We start from the raw sequence: 18,853 nt of genomic DNA, 5'->3' as shown, positions 1-18,853 counted from the left end.
GTCGGTACGGGTCAGGCGACCGGCGCCTTGTCGCGCAGGATCTCGATGAAGGCCCGCAGCCAGGCCGGGTGGTCGGGCCAGGCGCGGGCCGAGACGACCACGCCGTCCACCACGGCCTCGCCCTCGACGAACTCGGCGCCCGCCGCCTTGATGTCGGGGGCCAGCGCCGGGTAGGCGGAGGTGCGGCGGCCGTCGAGGACCCCGGCGGCCGCGGTGATCAGCGGGCCGTGGCAGATCTGGGCGACCGGCTTGTCCCCGGCGAAGAAGTGCCGGGCGATCCGCTGCACGTCCGGGTCGTTGCGCAGGTACTCGGGGGCGCGGCCGCCGGGGATGACCAGGGCGACGTAGTCGGCCGGGTCGACGTCGGCGAGTGCGATGTCGGCGGGCCAGGTGTAGCCGGGCTTCTCGGTGTAGGTGTCGTAGCCGTCCACGAAGTCGTGCACCACGAACTGCAGGCGCTTCTTGGTCGGGGCCGCGATGTCGACCTGGTAGCCCTCCTCGCGCAGCCGCTGGTAGGGGTAGAACACCTCCAGCGACTCGGCGGCGTCCCCGGTGACCAGCAGGATCTTCGATGCCATCGCCGACATCCCTCCACATGATCGATCGTCAGACCTGGTGCGGGCCCGGCGCGGTGGCCGCCGCGCCGGGCCCGGTCCAACCTCCCGCACCGGCCGCACCGTTGGCAACAGGGCGCACCGGGCGCACCGCGGCGCACAGTTGGTCTCGCGCGCCGGTCGCGAGCCGTGCGCGCCGGGCCCCTGACCGGCAGCAGTGCCCGGCTGCCGGGCCGGCCCTGCCGGGTCCTAGACTCCTGCTGCCCGTCACCGATCCGTTCACCTCCTGGGGGAGCCCATGCCCGACCGCGCCACCTACCTCGTCCTCCCCGGCTACCAGAACTCGGGCCCCGAGCACTGGCAGACCCACTGGGAGGCGGCCGAGCCGGCGGCCTTCCGCCGGGTCGAGCAGGCGGACTGGGACCACCCGGAGCAGCGGGACTGGGTGGCCCGGGTGGACGCGGCGGTGGCCGCGGCCGCCGCCGAGGGGCCGGTGGTGCTGGTCGCGCACAGCCTGGGCTGCGTCACGGCGGCCCGCTGGGTGGCCGGGGCCTCCGCCGAGCTGACCGCCGCCGTCCGGGGCGCGCTGCTGGTCGCCCCTGCGGACATCGACACCGCCGAGGTACCGGAGCTGGTCGGCTTCCGCCCGGTGGCGCTGGAGCCGTTCCCGTTCCCGACCGTGGTGGTCTCCTCCACCGACGACCCCTGGGTGAGCCCGGAGCGGGCCCGGGAGTTCGCCGAGGCGTGGGGTGCCCGGTACGTCGAGCCGGGCGCGTACGGACACATCAACTCGGCCTCCGGGCTGGGTGACTGGCCGGAGGGCCGAAAGCTGCTCGCGGAGCTGTGAGCACATGACCGGGGGGGGACGATGGACAACCGATTGAGCAACCGGACACCGAGGGCCAGGCGCGCCCTGGTCCGCATGCTGGCGGCCTGCGGGGTGGCCGCCGTCCTGCTGTACACGGAGGGCCAGTGGGAGAGCCGCTCGGGCGGGCTGATGCTGGTCGCCGACCTGCTCAACCGGCCGGAGCTGCTGCTCGGCGCGGCGCTGGCCGCGCTGATGGCGGCCGCCTGGCTGGGCGACCGGCGCACCGCCGTCCGGACGGCCACCCGCGCGGTCACGGTGACCGCCGCGGTGGTGTTCGTGCTCGGGGTGGTGGCCGCGCACAAGTCGTCGGCGGCCGAGACCCGCAGCCGGGAGGACGCCCCGGCCGGGGCGGAGCGGGCCCTGGTGGTGGTGCACCGCTCGTACGGCTCCGGGCCGCAGACCGGTGACCACTGGCAGGTGCTGCTGGAGAGCGGCGACGGCTGGTCGGCCCGGCGCTGGCTGCTCGCGGACGTCGGCGGCGGCCCGGACGACGCCCGGCTGGTGGACGCGAGCTGGACCGGGCGGGCGCAGGTGACTGTGGTGACCGACTCCTACCGACGGGTGTTCAACCTCGACCAGGACAGCGGCGAGCCGGTCGAGGCGCGTTGATCGGCGCTACGGCGGCCCGAGGGCGTGGGCGGCGAGGGCCGGAGGACGGCGGGGACGCCGAGGAAACCGTGCGGCACGGCGCCATCGTCCGCCGAACGGCCGCGGCCCCGCATGAGTACGGGTACTCGTGCGGGGCCGACGGCTCACCGGTGGCTCACTGGTCCCCGTCGTCCGGCGGGGTGGACGGGGCGGAGCGCCCGGTCGGGTTGGTGCTCGACGGTTTGGTGCCGCGCGGCCGGCCCGTCGCCGTGCCCGTCGAGCCCGGGTTGGGGGCGCCGGTGCAGGTGGCCGAGCCCGGCGTGGCGGTGGCGGTGCCGCAGCCCGGGTCGCGCTTGACCGGGTCCGGGATGTAGACGGTGGTGAACTCCTTGTCCGGCATGTTCCGGACGGCGTCGCTCATCGCCTGTTGCCAGATCGGCCCCGGGCCGGTCGCGCCGAACACCTCCGCCTGGTACTGGCCGCCGATCCGGATGTTGCGCATCGGCACCTTGGTGCCCGGGCTGCCCAGCCAGACCGAGGCGGCCAGGTTGCCGGTGTAGCCGGTGAACCAGGCCGACTTCTTCTCGTCGGTGGTACCGGTCTTGCCCGCGATCTGGCGGTCGTCGTCCAGCCGGAGGTCGCGCGCGGTGCCGCCCTTCTCGGTCACCCCGAGCAGCACGCTGTTGATCACGTCGGCGGTGTCGGTGGACATCACCTGGTCGCAGTGGACCGGGTTCACCGGGACGTCCTTGCCGTCCACCGTGGTGATCCGGTTGATCGCCAGCGGCGCGCAGTAGCTGCCCCGGGCGGCGAAGGTCGCGTAGACGTTCGCCATGGTCAGTGGGCTGACCTCCTGGGTGCCCAGGCCGAGCGCGGGCACCTCCTGCAGCGGATCGCCGCTCGCCTTGGCCGTCACACCCAGCTTGTTGGCCATCTGCTTGACGGCGCAGAGCCCGATCTCCTGCTCCATCTGCACGAAGTAGGTGTTGACCGAGAGGGCCATCGCCTCCTTGAGCTCGTACGGGCCGACCTCGCGCGTGCTCTCGTTGGGGATGGTGCCTTCCTTCTTGCCCTTGCTCAGGTTCTTCCAGGTGCCGTCGCAGGTCTTCATCGTCGGCCAGTCCATCCGGTTCGGCGAGTCGTACTGCTGGGTGGGCGGCAGTCCGGCCTCCAGGGCGGCGGCGGCCACGATCGGCTTGAAGTTGGATCCGGGCTGGAAGCCGATGCCGCCGCCCATCGCCGAGTCCACGTTGAGGTTGACGACGGTCTGGTTCTGCTCCTTCGCCAGGCCGTACGGGCGGGTCTGGGCCATCGCCAGGATCTTGCCGGTGCCGGGCTCGACCATGGTCATCGCCGCCGAGACCGGGTCGGTGACGTACACCTTGGTGGAGACGGCGTTCTGCGAGGCGGCCTGCTTGTCCGGGTCCAGCGTGGTGTAGATGTTCAGGCCGCCGGTGTCCCAGAGCTTCTTGCGCTCGGCGGCGCTCTTGCCGTACACCGGGTCCTGCTTGACCACGTGACGCACGTAGTCGCAGAAGAAGCCCATCCCCGCCCGGGCGGTGATGCAACCGTTCTGCGGGTCCTTGTAGTTGAGGCCGAGCGGGGCCGCCTTGGCTTCCTTCGCCTGGTCCGCGGTGATGTGCTTGTTCTCCACCATCTTGTCGATGACGGTGTCCCGACGCTTCTGGGCGGCCACCGGGTGCAGCTTCGGGTCGTACAGGGAGGGGTTCTGCACCAGCCCGGCGAGCATCGCCGCCTCGGGCAGGGTGAGCTCCTTGGCGGACTTGCTGAAGTAGCGCTGGGAGGCGGCCTCGATGCCGTACGCCTGGTGGCCGTAGAAGGTGATGTTCAGGTAGTTGGTGAGGATCTGCTCCTTGGTGAGGTCCTCCTCCAGCTTGATGGCGTACCGGAGTTCCTGGATCTTGCGGCCGAGCGTCTTGCGCTGCGCCTCGCGGACCGCCACCGGGTCGTCGCCGGCCATCTCGACGTTGACGTTCTTCACGTACTGCTGGGTCAGGGTGGAGGCGCCCTGGACGGCGGCGCCGCTCTCGGCGTTCTTGGTGACCGCCCGCAGGACGCCCTTGAGGTCCACCGCGCCGTGCTCGTAGAAGCGGGCGTCCTCGATGTCCACCTGGGCCTGGCGGACCAGCGGGGACATCTGCTCGGCCGTCAGCACCGTGCGGTCGCGCTCGTAGACCTTGGCGATCAGACCGCCCTTGGCGTCGAAGATCTGGGTCGCCTGGGTCAACGGCGGGGCCTTGAAGTCGTCGGGGATGCTCTCGAAGCTCTCGGCACCGCTCTTCGCACCCAGTCCGACCGCGCCGGCCGCCGGGAGGATCAGGCCCGCCAGCAGCACACCGCCGAGCACACAGGAGCCGAGGTAGGTGGCCGCATGGCGCAGGATTCCGAGCGGGGTCTGACGGCGCCTCGGGCGCGGCACCCAGGTGTCGCCCGGGTCCGGGGAAGGTATGCGGCTCTTCGGTGACATAGTTCGAACATTAAGGCCGTGAAACCCCCTCGTGGGCAGCCTGTTGGCGAACTATTGTCACAAAATCGCGACAGCTTCGACTCATTTTCGGGGGTCGTACGGGGGTTCACGCGGGAGCAAGGGCCGTTCGTTCACAGCCGGTTGCCCCCGCGGACGGTGTCGTCGAACCTCAGCTCGCCGGGCAGAACACGTCGTCGGCCGGACGGCGGCCGGTCACCAGGTAGTCCGTCACCACCGTGTCGCCGCAGGCGTTTCCGTTCGCCAGGTAGACGTCGTGGCCGCCGGAGTCCACGGTGACCATCCGGGCGCGGTCACCGAAGGCCTCCCGCAGCTTGAGCGCGCCCCGGTACGGGGTGTTGGGGTCGCGCAGGTTCTGCGCCAGCAGGACGTTCGCCGGGCCGCGGCCGGTCACCCGGACCGGCGGCTCGGCCGGGGCGAACGGCCAGAACGCGCAGGGCATCACGTTCACCGGCATGCCTGCGGTGAGCGGCCGGGCGGCGCGGTCGGCGGCGACGTCCTTGGTGTAGGCGGCCGGATCGGTGGGCCAGCTGACGTCGTTGCACAGGGTGCCGGCCGAAGCGGCGATGTGGTTCTGCAGCACCTCGTCGGGCGCCGTCACCGGGGCGGGCAGCGGGCGGCGGCCCTGGGCGGCCAGCATCAGCCGGGCGAGGTCGGGGAACCTGGCGTCCGCGGCCAGGCTCTGCAGCATGGCCGCGCGCAGCCCGTTGCCGTCCAGCTCGGCCGGGTTGGCGCCGGGCCAGGGCAGCGGGGTGCGGTCCAGGCGGGTGGCGAGGTCCAGGAACAGCGGGCGGACCTGCTCCGGGGTGTCCGCGACGCGGTCCGGATTGCCGGGCGCCGAGGCCCACTTGGCGAAGTCCGGGAAGCGGTCCTCGGCGCCCTGGCCGTAGGCGGCGAGCCAGCCGCGGCCGACCCGCGACGGGTCCGGGTCGTCGTTGCTGTCGAGCACGATCCGGTCGGTGTGCGAGGCGAACATGGTGGCGTAGACGGCGCCCGCGTAGGTGCCGTACGAGGTGCCCCAGGCGGAGAGGCGGCGCTCCCCCAGGGCACGTCGGATGCTGTCGATGTCGCGGGCCTCGTTGGCGGTGGAGATGCTGCGCAGCACCGGGCCGCCGTTGCGGGCGCAGGCCTCGGCGAAGTGGCGGGCGCCGGCGAGGTTGCCGTCGATCGAGCCGTCGGCGGCGGGCCAGGGGCGGAGTTTGACCATCGCCAGGTCGGAGTGGTCCAGGCCGCAGCTGACCGGGGTGGAGCGGCCGACACCGCGCGGGTCGAAACTCACCAGGTCGAAGCGGTCCAGCACGGACTGCGGCAGCCGCTGGACCACGCTGCCGGGGCGGTCCAGGCCGTTTTCGCCGGGGCCGCCGGGGATGATCATCAGCACACCGTGGCGCAGGCCGGGTTTGGCGGTGGCGATCCGGGAGACGGCGACCGTGATCTGTTGGCCGCCCGGGTCGTTGTAGTCCAGGGGGACGTGAGGTCGGCGCACTGCTGGCGGGGGTCGCTCTGGCCCCCGCAGGCGGACCAGGCGAGGCGGACCAGGCCGGTGCGCTCCGGATCGGCGGCGGCGGGCAGGGCGGTGAGCGCGGTGACGGCGATGGCTGCGGCGGCGGTGGCGGCGGCGGTGCGTCGGATGGTGTTCGTCATGACCAAGAGTCTGCTGGGGCAGGTGACTTGGGCCCATGCGGGCAGCTGGCCGGTCGGGGGTGGGGTAATCCCCCGGCGTCGGGTGGACCCCGCGCCCGGCCGCGCCCGCTCGCGGCGTGCCCGCGGCCTGCCGACGGCGCGCCCACGGTTCGCGCCCTGCGGGGCGACGGCGGGCAGGACCCCGATGATTCGGAGGTCGCGGCGGATTCGACGCGGCGGCCGGAGAACTGAGGAGGCGTGAGGTGGCGGCAGGGACACTGGAGGACGAACGCGCGGGCGGCGAAGGCGCGTCGGTGGGGCACTCGCACGCCCACGGGCCGGCCGTGCCGGTCTCCGCGCACCTGCGCAAGGTGATCGCGGCGGTGCTGATCCCGTTCGCGGTGGCCGTGCTGGTCGGGCTGGTGGTGCTCTGGCCGGGCGGGGTCCCGGCCCACCCGCACACCGGGGCGGGCCTCGACCAGCACCTGCGCTCCAGCCCGCTGGACGCCGAGCGACACCTGCCGATGGGCGTGCTGGCCGGGCTGTTCGCGGCGATCGTGGTGCTGGTCGGGCGCTGGCGCGGGGTGGCCGCGCTGGTCGCACTGGTGATCAGCTTCGCGGTGCTGTCGCTGTTCATCCTGCCCGCCGTCCTGCGCGGCGAGGACCCGCTGCTGGTGGCGATCGTCGGCGCCGGCGCCATCATGCTGATCGCGCTCTACCTGTGCCACGGGCTCTCCGCCCGAACCTCGGTGGCGGTGCTCGGAACCCTGGTGTCACTGGTGCTGATCGGGGTGCTGAGCCTGATGTTCGCCTCCTGGGCGCACCTGACCGGGAACACCTCGGCGGAGACCGGGCTGGTCCACGAGCTCTACCCCGGGATCGAGATCCGCGGCCTGCTGCTGGCCGGCTTCGTGATCGGCTCTTTGGGCGTGCTCTTCGACGTGACGGTCACCCAGACCTCGGCGGTCTGGGAACTGCACCAGGCCGACCCGACGATGGGCGCCGGCAAGCTCTACCGGACGGGCATGCGGATCGGTCGCGACCACATCGCCTCGACCGTCAACACCCTGGTGCTCGCCTACGCGGGCGCCGCGCTGCCCTTGCTGCTGCTGTTCTCGATCGCGCACCGGGACGTGGTGTCGGTGGCCACCAGCGAGCTGGTGGCGGAGGAGGTCGCGCGCGCCCTGGTCGGCAGCATCGGGCTGGTCGCCTCGGTGCCGGTCACCACCGGGCTGGCCGCCCTGATCGCCGCCGCCGACCATCCTCGGGCGGCGGCGGGTCTCGCCGGGCGGCACGGGCACGCTCGGTAGGTCCTGACGGGTGGACGGAGGCGGTGCTCAGAGGCCGAGCAGGCCCGGGTCGGAGGCCAGGACGCGCAGCGGCTCGCGCGGGTCCGGGACCAGGCGGCGCTCCGCCAGGTCGAGGATGCCGCCGACGCCGGTGATCTCGGCGGCGAGCACACCGTCCTCGCGGACCAGCCTCTGCACCACGTGGAAGGTCTTGCCGTCCCGCCAGGAGAAGGCGCAGCTGATGTCCACCGAGTCGCCGGCGCGCAGCTCGCGCAGGTACTTGATCGTGGTCTCCAGGACGACCGGGCCGGCGCCCTTGCCCACCAGATCGGCCTGTCGGATGCCGGCGGCCCGGAGGTACTCCCAGCGGGCGTGCTCGGCGTACTGGAGGTACACGGACTGGTTCAAGTGGCCCTGGGTGTCGGTCTCATAGCCGCGGACGGTGACCCGCGTGGTGAAGTCCTGGTCTGTCATGCCCCGCACAGTACTCCGGGCGGTCGGGCGGCACCGCGTGTCGTCCGTCACCTGCCGGTTTCACGGGAGGGTGAGGATGCGCGGTCCGTCCTCGGTGACGGCGACGGTGTGCTCGATGTGGGCGGCCCGGCTGCCGTCGTTCGTGCGCAGGGTCCAGCCGTCCGGGTCGGTGGCGTAGTCGTCCCGGCCGCCCGCGGTGAGCATCGGCTCGATGGCCAGCACCAGGCCCGGACGCAGCGGGTAACCCCGGCCCGGACGGCCCTCGTTGGGCACGTGCGGGTCCTCGTGCATCCGGCGGCCGATGCCGTGCCCGCCGTAGCCGTCGGGCATCCCGTAGCGCCCGGCGCGGGCCACCTTGCCGACGGCGTGGGCGATGTCGCCGATCCGGTTGCCGACCACGGCGGCGGCGATCCCGGCCTCCAGGGCGCGCCGGGTGGCCGCGATCAGCTCGGTGTCCTCGGGGCGGGCGGCACCGACGGTGAAGCTGATGGCGGAGTCGCCGCACCAGCCGTCCAGCACGGCGCCGCAGTCGATGCTCACCAGGTCGCCGTCGCGCAGCCGGTAGCCGTCGGGGATGCCGTGCACGACGGCGTCGTTCACGGAGGCGCAGATGACGGCGGGGAACGGGACGGGCGCGAAGGACGGCCGGTAGCCGAGGAACGGCGAGGTCGCCCCGGCGGCACCCAGCACGCCCCGCGCCACCTCGTCCAGTTCCAGCAGGCTGACGCCGACCGCCGCATCGTTGCGCACGGCCGCCAGCGCGTTGGCGACGACCCGCCCGGCCTCGCGCATCGCGGCGAGGGCGGCGTCCGACTTGAGTTCGACCATGGTGAACCACTCCCCTGGATCCAATTCTTATACCGGTATTTGTATCACGGTCGAGAGATGGCACGCCTCCTCCCGAACGGATCGCGCCGGCGGGTACCGGGGGCGGTGGGCTTGATCGGGCGGTCGGACGTCGCGGACCCGGCGAAGATCCGCCGGACAGGGCCTAGACTCGGCGCCATGGTGAGGACTCCGCTGACCCCGTGGGAGCGCGAGCGTGGGGAGCGCTTCGGGGCGCTGCTGCGTGAGGCGCGTGGTGAGCGCAGCATGGTCGAGGTGGCGGCGGTGGCCGGTGTCTCGGCGGAGACGCTGCGGAAGATCGAGACGGGTCGGGCGCCGACACCGTCCTTCTTCACCATCGCGGCGCTGGCCTACGCGCTGGACCTCTCACTGGACGAGCTGGCGGGCGCCTGCGCGCCGCCCGAGGACGGCGAGGCGATCTCCGCCTAGCGACTACGACGGCGGCGGCCCGCCGGGCGGGCCGCCGCCGAGAGGCCGGACCGGTCAGCCGACCGAGCTGTTGTAGCTCTCGATCGCGGGCTGGAGCTCCTTGGCCGCGTCCGCGAGCGCCTGCTGGGCGGTCTTGCCGCCGGCGATGGTCTGCTCGATGGCGGTCTCCACGCCCTTGCGGGCCTGCGGCATCACGCCGAGCAGGCAGCCGGCCGTGGCCGGGGTGGGCTTGGTGGCCTTGAGCTGGTCGACGGCGGTCTGGAACTGCGGGTACTTGGCCACCCACTCCTTGTCCTTGGGGTCGTCCAGGGACTTCGTGTTGACCGGGAAGTAGCCGGTGCCGGTGTGCCAGGCGGCCTGCTGCTCGGGGGCGGTCAGGAACTTCTCGAACTCCCAGGCGGCGCGCTTCTCGGCGTCCGAGTGGCCGGGTCCGCTGATCCACAGCGAGGCGCCGCCGATCACCGGACCGCCCTGGTCGGCGGCGGTGACCTTGGGGAAGGCCGCGGTGCCGACGCCGAACTTGGCGGCCTCGGTGTAGCCGCGCAGCACGCCGGTGGACTCCAGGTGCATCGCGACCGTACCGGCCTTGAAGGCGGCCTGGGCGTCGTCGGTGACCCGGCCGGTGTTGGCCGCGTAACCGCCCTTGACCAGGTCGGCCCACCACTGGACGATCTGCGCGCCCTGGGCGGAGTCGAACACGACCTTGCCCGCCTTGTCGCTGCGGCCGTTGTCGTGGTCGCAGTACATCGTGCCGGACTCGGCGAGCAGCTCCTCGACGAACCAGCCGTAGATCGCGGCGCCGAAGCCGTAGCGGACGGTCTTTCCGTCGGCGTCCTTCTTGGTCAGCTTCTTGGCCATGTCGGCCAGCTCGCCCAGGTCCTTGGGCGGCTGCGCCGGGTCGAGGCCGGCCTCCTTGAAGGCGTCGGTGTTCAGGTAGAGCAGCGGCATCGAGGAGTTGAACGGCATCGAGACCAGCTTGCCACCGGCCGAGTAGTAGTTGCGGATGTTGGGGTCGAGGTCGGCCAGCGAGTAGCCGTCCTTGTCCACGAAGGCCTGGGCGGGGACGGTCTGCTTGGAGTCGATCATGAAGCGGGTGCCGATGTCGTAGACCTGCACGAGGGCGGGGGTGCCCTTCTGCTGCACCGAGGCCTTGTACTTGGCGACCAGCTCGTCGTACTTGCCCTGGAACTCGGCCTTGACCTCGATCTTGCCCTGGTGGGCCGCGTTGAACTGGCTGACCAGCCCGTTCAGCACGTCGGCGTTCTTGCCGGTCATGGAGTGCCAGAACTCGACGGTGGTGACGCCCGAGGCCTGGTCGAGCGCCTGGGCGCCGGGGGCGGCGGCGTCGGAGGAGCCGCCCAATCCGGAGCCGGAGCCGGAGGAACTGCAGGCGGTCAGGGACAGGCCGGCCACCAGCAGGGCCGCGAGCGCGCGCGCACTCTTCTTCACGAGGGTTCTCTTTCTTTCCGGAAGCGGGACAAACGATCCAGCGGGCGGCGGGTCAGCGGACGGCGCCCGCGGTGAGGCCGCGGACGATGAAGCGCTGGCCGAAGACCACCAGGGCGAGGGTGGGCAGCAGGGAGAGCACGACACCGGCCAGGATCAGGCCCGGGTCGGCCATCTCGGAGTCGCGCAGCGAGGTGAGGCCGATCTGCAGGGTCTGCATGTTCGCCGTGCGGGTGATGATGAGCGGCCAGAAGTACTGGTTCCAGGCGGACAGGAAGACGTAGATCGACAGCGCCGCCAGGGCCGGCTTGTTGAGCGGGACGACGATCCGCCACAGGAAGCGCCAGTGCCCGGCGCCGTCGATCCGGGCTGCGTCGCGCAGTTCGCCGGGCAGCTGCCGGAAGGCCTGGCGCAGCATGAAGGTGCCGAAGCCGGAGGCGAGGAAGGGCAGCACCAGGCCGAAGTAGGTGTTGCCGAGGCCCCAGTCCGACAGCGTCAGGTAGTTGGGGATGATGATGGCCTCCCACGGGACCATCAGCGTGGCCAGGAACACCCCGAACACCGCGGCCCGTGCCTTGAGCGGCAGGAAGACGAAGGCGTACGCGGCCAGGATCGAGGTGAACAGCTGGGCGAGGGTGATGGCGGTGGCGACGATCGCCGAGTTGGCGTACTGGCGGGCCAGCGGGATCGTGTCCACGGCGCCGGAGAAGTTCCGCCCGGTGATCGAGTGCGGCACCAGCGCCGGCGGATAGGAGGAGAGTTCGGACGGGTCCATGAAGGCGCCGACGATCGCGTAGTACACCGGGAAGGCCACGGTGACCACGGCGACGGCGAGCAGCAGGTAGACGGCGGCCCGGCCGAGCAGGTCGCGCGGGGAGCGCCCGGCGAGCACCCGGGTGCGCGGGCGGGGCGCTTCGGTCTCACTGACGATGGTGGTCATGCGTAGTGCACCTTCCGCTCCAGGACGCCGAACTGGACGGCCGTGCAGGCGAGGACGACCACGAGCAGCACCACGGCCTGGGCGCTGGCCGTGCCGAAGTCGCTGGAGTTGTAGGCGAAGGCCTTCTCGTAGACGGAGTAGACGAGGGTCCGGGTCGCGCCGTCCGGCCCGCCCTTGGTGAGGATGTGGATCTGGCCGAAACTCTGCAGTGCGTGGACGGTGGAGACCACGGTCAGGAAGAACAGGTTCGGGCCGAGCATCGGGACGGTGATCGAGCGGGCCAGCCGCAGGCCGGAGGCGCCGTCGATGCGGGCCGCCTCGACGACCTCCCCGGGGATCGAGCCGATGCCGGCGGACAGCACCAGCACGTTGTAGCCGAGGTTCATCCAGATCGTGGTGACGGCCACCGAGACCAGCGCGTACCGGGAGTCGGTGAGCCAGCCGACCGGGCCGAGGCCGACGTGCGAGAGCAGGCCGTTGAGCACCCCGCTGGCGGGGTTGAAGAACACCGCGAAGACCACCGAGGCGCTGGCCACCGAGAAGGCGAAGGGCAACGCGAAGGCGGAGCGGAGCAGCCGTACACCGCGGATCCGGTTCTCCAGCAGCAGCACCAGCACCAGCGCGCCGAGCACTCCGGGCACCACGGTGAGCAGGGTGAACAGCGCCGTGGTGACCAGCGTCCGGCCGAAGTCGGCCGAGCCGAGCAGGTCGGTGTAGTGCTTCGTCCCGACGTAGCGGGAGGGCGCGCCGAAGAGGTCGTTGGCGTGCCCGCTCAGGTAGACGGTCCGGCCCAGCGGGTAGCCGATGAAGAGGATGAACACCACCAGGGAGGGCAGCAGGAAGGCCCAGGCGAGCCCGTGTTCGCCCCAGTGCCCTCCCCGATGTGGTCGTGGGCGGCGTCCCGGCAGGGGCGCGGTGTGCGGTGCGGTCGGCATCGGTTGCGCGTCCGCCTTTCGTGTGTCGGTTCCGGCCGAAACCGTGTCTTGCCCGAACGACGGCGCGGAAACCCCGCGGTGATCAGCGGGTGTCCCCGGACTTACGCGTTCGCGTCAAATTCGGCCGGTCGTGCGCTGACGAGGGTTCGGCCCCGGGGCGCTGTCAGCGGGATGTCGTACCGTGCGCGGGTGAACGACACGGATTTCGACATGCGGGCCGCGATGGCCGAAACCCTGCGCGGCCGCGAGGGCGCCTGGGCACTCGTCAGGGGCTTCGCCGCGCACTGGGGCGAGCCGCTGGCGGCGGCCGACGGTTACACCGACGCCGAACTCGACGCGGCCGAGCGGCGGCTCGGGGTGCGGCTGCCGGCGGCGCTGCGCGAGGCGTACCGGCTGTTCGGCCGCCGGGCCGATCTCACCAGCAGCCAGGACGTGCTGCTGACGCCGGACGAGCTGTACGTGCTGGACGGCGCGCTGGTGTACCGGGCGGAGAACCAGGGCTGCGCGCACTGGGGCGTGCTGCTGGGCGACCTGGAGCGGGAGGACCCGCCGACGGTGGTCCGGCCGGACCTGGCGGACAAGTCGCAGGAGAGGTGGGAGCCCTGGGAGGAGCGCTTCTCGACGGCGGCGGCGGTGATGGCGATGACGGAGAAGCTGCTGGAGGACCACGAGCTGACCGACTTCGTCGAGTCCGACAGTGAACTTCCCGACGATTTCCGGGAGTTGCCCGCACTCGGCCGGGGCTGCCGCTGGCACGAGGGGCCGGACGTGCTGATCGGGGTGGTCGAGGAGGCCTGGATGATGGCCCGGGCACGGACCCCGGAGGCGCTGGAAGCGCTCTACGAGGCCGTGCCCGGGGACTGGCGGAACAGCTGAGCCCGGCCGATCAGGCGCTGATGCCCCCGTCCAGCACCAGGTCGGCGCCGACGGTGTAGCCGGCCTCCGGCGAGGCGAGGTGCAGCACCGCGGCGGCGATCTCCGCCACCGAGCCGGAGCGGCCGACCGGCACCTCGGCCTTCATCCGCTCGGTCTTGTCGTCGGCGCTCTCGCCGGGCCGGCTGGACATCGGGGTGTCCACCGGGCCGGGGCTGACGGTGTTGATTCGCACGCCCTCGCCGATGTGGTCGCGGGCGGCGGCCCGGGTGAGCGCGGTGACGGCGGCCTTGCTGGCCGCGTAGGCCCCGACGCCCTCGATCCGCTTGTGGGCGCCCAGGTTGGAGGAGACGTTGACGATCGCGCCGCCGCCGTGGGCCCGCATGTGGCCGATCTGGTGCTTCATCGCGAGCAGGGTGCCGGTCACGTTGATCTCGAACACCCGCCGGAAGTCGGCCTCGTCGATCTCGGCGACCGGACCGGGCGCGCCGAACACCCCGGCGTTGTTGACGGCGACGTCCAGCCCGCCGAACTGCTCGACGGTCTCCCGGACCAGCCGGGCGGCGTCCTGACTGTCCGTCACATCGCCGGTCAGCGCGACGGCCTTGCCGCCGGCCCGCTCGATCAGCTCGACGGTCTCGGCCAGCGGCCCGGCGCTGCGCCCGGCGACGGCGACCCGGGCGCCCTCCTGGGCGAAGGCGAGCGCGATGCCCCGCCCGATACCGCTGCCGCCGCCGGTGATCAGGACGGACTTGTCGGCGAAACGCGTGGTCATGGTGTGAACTCCTTGATCCGAGTGGTGCGTTCTGATGCGGTGATGGTGGTTCGGGGCAGGCCGGCGACCGCCAGGGCGGTGAGTGCCAGCCCGGCGGCAGCGGCCGCGAAGGCCGCGGCGTAGCCGCCGACGACGCTCGGGCGGGTGGCGGCGAGGGCCATCAGGACGGCCAGGCCTGCGGTGGGGCCGAGTTCCATGGCGGTGTTGAAGACGCCCGCGGCCAGGCCGGTCCGTTCGGGGGCCACCCCGCCGGTGGCCAGGACGGCCGCTCCGGCGAAGGAGGCGGCGGCTCCGGCGGGCAGCAGGAGCAGTCCGGGCAACAGGGCGGTGGCGTAGTGGCTGCCGGGGGCCAGTCCGGCCAGCAGGCCGAGTCCGCCGGCCGCGGCGGCGAGGCCGCCGGCGGTCACCGGCACCGGTCCGTACCGCAGGACCAGCGGCCCGGCCAGGCGGCCGGCCAGCAGCAGGGCGGCCGCGTACGGCAGGAAGGCCGCGGAGGTGGCGGCGGCGCTCCAGCCGCGCAGCTGCTGGAGGTAGAGGGAGAGCAGGACGAAGGTCAGCGCGGTGCCGGCGGCGGTCGCCATGACGGCTGCCAGCGCGGTGGCGCGGCGCCGGTCGGCCAGGAAGCCGGGCGGCAGCAGCGGGTCGGCGGTGCGGCGTTCGACTCCGGTGAAGGCGAGCAGCAGGGCGAGTGCGGCGGCCAGCGGCGCGAGTACCTCGGGGGCCCGCCAGCCGTGCTCGGTGGACGCCACCAGGGCGTAACTGCCCGTGCAGACACCGGCGGTGGCGAGGACCGCGCCGCGCAGGTCCAGGGCCGGCCGGCGTCCGAGGGGTGCGGCGGCGGGCAGCGCGGCGGAGCGCACGAGGCCGAGGAGGGCGGCCAGGACGGGGACCGTGAACAGCCACCGCCAGGAGACCGCGGCGGCGACCGCCCCCGACACCACACTGCCGACCGTCGCGCCGAGCACCGAGAGGCCGCCCCAGGTGGCCATCGCCCGTCGGTAGGCGGCGGGTTCGGGGTGGAGCACCCGGACCAGCGCGACCGCCGCCGGGGCGGTGAGGGCGGCGCCGGCGCCCTGGACGAAGCGGCTCGCCAGCAGGACGGGGTAGTCGGGTGCGAGGGCGCAGGCGATCGAGGCGCCGCCGAACAGCAGCAGGCCGGTGCGGAGCGTCCGGCGGCCGCCGTGCCGGTCGGTCAGCCGTCCGCCGAGCAGCAGCAGGGAGCTGAAGGAGAGTCCGTAGGCGGCGCTCAGCAGCAGCAGGCCGGACGGGCCGAGCCCGAACTCCCGGGCCACCAGTGGCAGCGGCACGGTGAGGATCATGATCGTGAAGATCAGGACCGCCTGGACGACGCCGAGCAGCGCGAAGCCGGACCGGCCGACCGTGGCGACACTCATGAAACCCCCCGACAAATCTATAGAGACCGCTCGGTCCAGAATGAGGACAGCAGAAGACACCGAGGCCTGATGGGCCCGGCGTCAGTCCAGCAGCACCAGCGCCTGCTCGGCGGCGTCCCGCGCGCGGGTCCCGCCGTCGGCGGCCTTGCCGACGACCCGGATCCCCTGCATGAGCACCACCAGCATCCGGGCCAGCGCCCGCGGCTCCCGGTCGGCGGGCAGTTCGCCCTGCGCCCGGGCCCGCAGCAGGGCCGAGGTCAGCGCGGTCTCCAGGTGGTCGAGGCTGGCCTCGACCCTGCGGGCGGCCGCCGGGTCGTGCGGGGCGAGTTCGACCGCGGTGTTGGTGACGAAGCAGCCGCGTTTGCGGTCCTCCTCCCCCGCCTCCGCGTACCGGCGCACCAGGGCCCGTACGGCCGGCAGCACCGGGCCGGGCTGGGACAGGTCGTTCAGCCGGTCCGGGTCCTGCTGCTCGCTGTAGCGCTCCAGCGCGCGCAGGTACAGCTCGCGCTTGCTGCCGAAGGTGGCGTAGATGCTGGCCCGGGCGATGCCGAGCCCCTCGACCAGGTCAGCCATCGAGGTGGCCTCGTAGCCGCGCCGCCAGAACAGCTCCAGGGCCGCCTGCAGCGCCGCGTCCGGGTCGAATTCCTTGGTTCGCGCCATGGGAGGAACGCTAGACCTTTCCGGACCGAACGGTCAAGAAAGGCCACTGGCCGCTTCCTGCCGGGTACAGCCGGAGGCCCGGACGGCCGAACCGGCCGCCTGGTCGACCTCGACGGTCTGACGGTCAGCCCTCGGCGAGGTGCCGCTCGACCGAGGCGACCTTGGCGGTGAGGCCGTCGGTGACCCCGGCCCGGTCGTCGATCTTGATGACCGTACTCACCCGGTTGCTGTAGGGCTTCACCGCCTCGATCGCCGCCCTGATCACCGGCATCACCTCGTCCCACTCCCCCTCGATGCTGGTGAACATCGCGTCCGTGCGGTTCGGCAGCCCGCTCGCCCGGACCACCCGGACGGCGGCGGCCACCGCTTCCCCCACGTCCTCGCCCATCCCCAGCGGGGTCACCGAAAAGGCTGCGATCACGGCTCTGCGCTCCTTTGCACACCCGACTTGACGTCCGAACGTCCGACTTGACGCCCGACGGCACTGGTCGCGGCCCGGACCGGATCCGGGCCGCGACCAGGCTATCCGGGGCGCTGATCAGGCGACCGTCGGCAGCGGCGGTTCGACGGCCAGCGGCTCGCTGGAGCGGGCGCGGTGCTGGGCCGCCCAAGAGGCGAGGGCCAGCGTGCAGGCGTGGTCCAGGTGGCGCAGCCCGGACCAGTCCAGTTCCACCGGCCGGTCGTCCGGCAGCCGTTCCAGGGTGTCCAGCAGCCGGGGCAGCCGCAGGAAGGTGGCGTTGCCGCTGAGCCGCACCCGGTGCAGCGGCCGGCCGGTCGGCAGCACCAGTTCCTCCACGGCGATCTGCAGGTGCGAGGTCTGCCAGGCGGACTTGGCCACCGCCAGCCCGATGCCGATCAGCACCCCCTCGAACAGGTCGGTGGCGATGATCGCCGCCGCCGTCACCCCGAGCACCAGCGCCTCGCCCCAATGCCCGCGGCACAGCCCGGCGATCCGGCGCAGCGGCACCAGCTTGGCGCCCGCGTGGACGAGGACGGCGGCCAGCGCGGTGAGCGGGACCAGCCCGAGCACGCCGGGCAGCAGCGCGGTGAACAGCAGCAGCCAGAGCCCGTGCAGGAAGCGCGAGGCCTTGGTGCGGGCGCCCGCCTGGACGTTGGCCGCGCTGCGCACGATCACCGCGGTCATCGGCAGCGCGCCGAGCAGCCCGCAGACGGTGTTGCCGAGGCCCTGGGCGGTGAGCTCGCGGTCGTAGTCGGTGCGCGGGCCGTGGTGCATCCGGTCGACGGCGGCGGCGCTGAACAACGTCTCCGCGGAGGCGATCAGCGTGAAGGCGACGACGGTGCCGAGCCCGGCGGTGCCGGCCAGCGCGCCCAGCGAGTCGCGTTCGGGCAGGTGGACGACGTCGAGCAGGCCGGCGACCCGGACCCGGGCCACCGGCAGGTCGGCCGCGGCGGTGACGGCGGCGGCCAGGCCGACCGCGGCCAGCGGCGCGGGGACGGTACGGGCCGGCCGCCCGGGCAGGTGCTTCCAGGCGACGAGCACCAGCAGGGTGCCCAGGCCCAGGGCGACGGCGCTCGGATTGGCCGCGGCGGTGGCCGCGTCCGTCAGCAGGGCGGGCACCCCGGTGATCTTCTCCGGGCCGGTGGCGGGGGCACGGCGGTCGGCGAGCGCGTAGAGCTGGCCGAACAGCAGGGTCAGCCCGATGCCGGCCAGCATGCCGTGCACCACGGAGGCGGACATCGCCCGGAACCAGCGGCCGAGTCGCAGAGCGCCCATGGCCAGCTGGAGCAGGCCGGTGCCGAGTACCAGCAGGCCGAGCGCCCCGGCGCCGAAGCGCTGGACGGCGTCGGCGACCAGCACGGTCAGCCCGGCGGCGGGCCCGCTGACCTGGAGGCTGCTGCCGGGCAGCGCGCCGACGACCAGGCCGCCGACGATGCCGGTGACCAGGCCCAGTTCGGCCGGGACCCCGGAGGCGACGGCCACCCCGACGCAGAGCGGGAGGGCGACCAGGAACACCACCAGCGAGGCGGGCAGGTCCTGCCGCCAGGGGACGGCGCGCAGCGCGACGAGCGGGGGCCGGCGGCGGCCCGGCGGGGCGTTCTTCCGGGGGCGGCCCGGCGGGCTCTTGGGCCGGCGCGGCGGTCGGTTCACCCGGTCACCGCCGGGGGTCGGGCAGGGGTGCAGCGCATGGGGACGTTCCTTCCGCGCGCCCGCCGCTGCGGGCACGCCGTGACAGGGCCAGAAGTGGCAAGGGCCGGAAGTGGCAAGGCCGAGAGCAGAAGGGCAGGGAGCGGCACGGCCGGAACCGGCGAGGAGCGGCAAGGAGGAGACGGGGCGAAGAGACGGTGAGGACCGCACGGTGGGGGGCGACAGCGGTACGGCCGCGCGTCCGGACGGACCGGAGGGCGGCAGCGGGTGTCGGGTCGGTGCGGCCAGGGGGTGCGGTGCGTCCTCCGCTCGGGTGCGGCGGACCGGGCGCGCTGGTCCAGGAGGGGACCGCCGGCGGGTTCCCCTGCTCCCCGGCGCTCCCAAACCCCCCCCGCCGCGGCCTCAGTTGGACGTCACGGGCCCGGCGTGCCACCGACGGTACCCAGGTCGGCGGGACGGGCCGACCTCGGGCACCGTCCCTTCACCCGCCTTGCACACCGGGTGCGCTTTCCGGGCCGGAACGTCCGCCTCCCCGGGCACACCAGC

17 protein-coding genes and 1 pseudogene are annotated in these 18,853 nt (G+C 73.1%); 5 read left to right on the top strand and 13 right to left on the bottom strand.

All coding sequences use genetic code 11. The annotated features are described in order from the left end of the window. Positions 1-11: 11 nt before the first annotated feature. Positions 12-578, bottom strand: coding sequence for a DJ-1/PfpI family protein (locus ACGF12_RS16925; protein WP_387616508.1), 567 nt, complete (start codon positions 576-578; stop codon positions 12-14). Between the two features lie 274 nt (positions 579-852). On the opposite strand from ACGF12_RS16925, the gene ACGF12_RS16920 reads away from it, so the two are divergent. Then, positions 853-1,401, top strand: a complete 549-nt coding sequence (locus ACGF12_RS16920; protein ID WP_393029887.1) for an RBBP9/YdeN family alpha/beta hydrolase — start codon at positions 853-855, stop codon at positions 1,399-1,401. Positions 1,402-1,434: 33 nt separating this feature from the next. Then, complete coding sequence (locus ACGF12_RS16915; protein WP_393029884.1) at positions 1,435-2,031, top strand: hypothetical protein; 597 nt, start codon at positions 1,435-1,437, stop codon at positions 2,029-2,031. A gap of 154 nt (positions 2,032-2,185) precedes the next feature. On the opposite strand, the gene ACGF12_RS16910 is transcribed toward ACGF12_RS16915, so the two are convergent. Together ACGF12_RS16910 and ACGF12_RS16905 are read right to left on the bottom strand one after the other, a co-directional pair. Further along, complete coding sequence (locus tag ACGF12_RS16910) at positions 2,186-4,498, bottom strand: transglycosylase domain-containing protein (RefSeq protein ID WP_393029881.1); 2,313 nt, start codon at positions 4,496-4,498, stop codon at positions 2,186-2,188. 169 nt (positions 4,499-4,667) lie between these two features. After that, a pseudogene (locus ACGF12_RS16905) lies at positions 4,668-6,160 on the bottom strand (alpha/beta hydrolase). A gap of 242 nt (positions 6,161-6,402) precedes the next feature. Between ACGF12_RS16905 and ACGF12_RS16900 the strand changes: the two are divergent. Then, positions 6,403-7,449: a YibE/F family protein gene (locus tag ACGF12_RS16900; RefSeq protein WP_393029878.1), complete on the top strand. Its 1,047-nt coding sequence runs from the start codon at positions 6,403-6,405 to the stop codon at positions 7,447-7,449. A gap of 27 nt (positions 7,450-7,476) precedes the next feature. On the opposite strand, the gene ACGF12_RS16895 is transcribed toward ACGF12_RS16900, so the two are convergent. After that, positions 7,477-7,902: an acyl-CoA thioesterase gene (locus tag ACGF12_RS16895; RefSeq protein ID WP_393029875.1), complete on the bottom strand. Its 426-nt coding sequence runs from the start codon at positions 7,900-7,902 to the stop codon at positions 7,477-7,479. 60 nt (positions 7,903-7,962) lie between these two features. After that, positions 7,963-8,730, bottom strand: coding sequence for a type I methionyl aminopeptidase (gene map / locus ACGF12_RS16890; RefSeq protein WP_393029872.1), 768 nt, complete (start codon positions 8,728-8,730; stop codon positions 7,963-7,965). Positions 8,731-8,907: 177 nt separating this feature from the next. On the opposite strand from map, the gene ACGF12_RS16885 reads away from it, so the two are divergent. After that, the gene (locus tag ACGF12_RS16885) at positions 8,908-9,177 is read left to right on the top strand and encodes a helix-turn-helix domain-containing protein (protein WP_393029869.1); all 270 of its coding nucleotides are present in this window, start codon (positions 8,908-8,910) and stop codon (positions 9,175-9,177) included. A 54-nt stretch (positions 9,178-9,231) separates the two neighbouring features. Here ACGF12_RS16885 and ACGF12_RS16880 read toward each other — a convergent pair whose 3' ends face one another. The 3 genes from ACGF12_RS16880 to ACGF12_RS16870 are packed head-to-tail and all read right to left on the bottom strand — an operon-like array spanning position 9,232 to position 12,498. After that, complete coding sequence (locus tag ACGF12_RS16880; protein ID WP_393029866.1) at positions 9,232-10,626, bottom strand: ABC transporter substrate-binding protein; 1,395 nt, start codon at positions 10,624-10,626, stop codon at positions 9,232-9,234. Positions 10,627-10,678: 52 nt separating this feature from the next. Then, positions 10,679-11,563, bottom strand: coding sequence for a carbohydrate ABC transporter permease (locus tag ACGF12_RS16875; RefSeq protein WP_387631129.1), 885 nt, complete (start codon positions 11,561-11,563; stop codon positions 10,679-10,681). Next, complete coding sequence (locus ACGF12_RS16870) at positions 11,560-12,498, bottom strand: carbohydrate ABC transporter permease (RefSeq protein WP_393029863.1); 939 nt, start codon at positions 12,496-12,498, stop codon at positions 11,560-11,562. Before ACGF12_RS16870 ends, ACGF12_RS16875 begins: the two co-directional genes overlap by 4 nt. A gap of 189 nt (positions 12,499-12,687) precedes the next feature. On the opposite strand from ACGF12_RS16870, the gene ACGF12_RS16865 reads away from it, so the two are divergent. Continuing rightward, positions 12,688-13,374 (top strand): SMI1/KNR4 family protein, encoded by a 687-nt coding sequence (locus ACGF12_RS16865; RefSeq protein ID WP_393029860.1) that lies wholly within the window; start codon positions 12,688-12,690, stop codon positions 13,372-13,374. Positions 13,375-13,384: 10 nt separating this feature from the next. Here ACGF12_RS16865 and ACGF12_RS16860 read toward each other — a convergent pair whose 3' ends face one another. The 5 genes from ACGF12_RS16860 to ACGF12_RS16840 form a co-directional block, all read right to left on the bottom strand. Beyond that, positions 13,385-14,146, bottom strand: coding sequence for an SDR family NAD(P)-dependent oxidoreductase (locus ACGF12_RS16860; RefSeq protein ID WP_393029857.1), 762 nt, complete (start codon positions 14,144-14,146; stop codon positions 13,385-13,387). Further along, a complete protein-coding gene (locus ACGF12_RS16855) occupies positions 14,143-15,540 on the bottom strand; it encodes an MFS transporter (protein ID WP_393029854.1) in 1,398 nt (465 codons plus the stop codon). The genes ACGF12_RS16860 and ACGF12_RS16855 overlap by 4 nt, the downstream gene beginning before the upstream one ends. Positions 15,541-15,621: 81 nt before the next feature. Beyond that, on the bottom strand, positions 15,622-16,200 hold the full coding sequence (locus ACGF12_RS16850) for a TetR/AcrR family transcriptional regulator (protein ID WP_393029851.1): 579 nt from the start codon (positions 16,198-16,200) through the stop codon (positions 15,622-15,624). 124 nt (positions 16,201-16,324) lie between these two features. Then, positions 16,325-16,621 (bottom strand): MTH1187 family thiamine-binding protein, encoded by a 297-nt coding sequence (locus tag ACGF12_RS16845; RefSeq protein WP_393029848.1) that lies wholly within the window; start codon positions 16,619-16,621, stop codon positions 16,325-16,327. A gap of 117 nt (positions 16,622-16,738) precedes the next feature. Further along, the gene (locus ACGF12_RS16840; protein WP_393029845.1) at positions 16,739-18,310 is read right to left on the bottom strand and encodes a SulP family inorganic anion transporter; all 1,572 of its coding nucleotides are present in this window, start codon (positions 18,308-18,310) and stop codon (positions 16,739-16,741) included. Positions 18,311-18,853 lie beyond the last annotated feature (543 nt).

This window comes from Kitasatospora sp. NPDC048296, from assembly GCF_043201815.1.
GTDB lineage: Bacteria > Actinomycetota > Actinomycetes > Streptomycetales > Streptomycetaceae > Kitasatospora.
The sequence above is the reverse complement of the archived record's forward strand: the minus strand, read 5'-3'. Positions and strand labels throughout refer to the sequence as shown.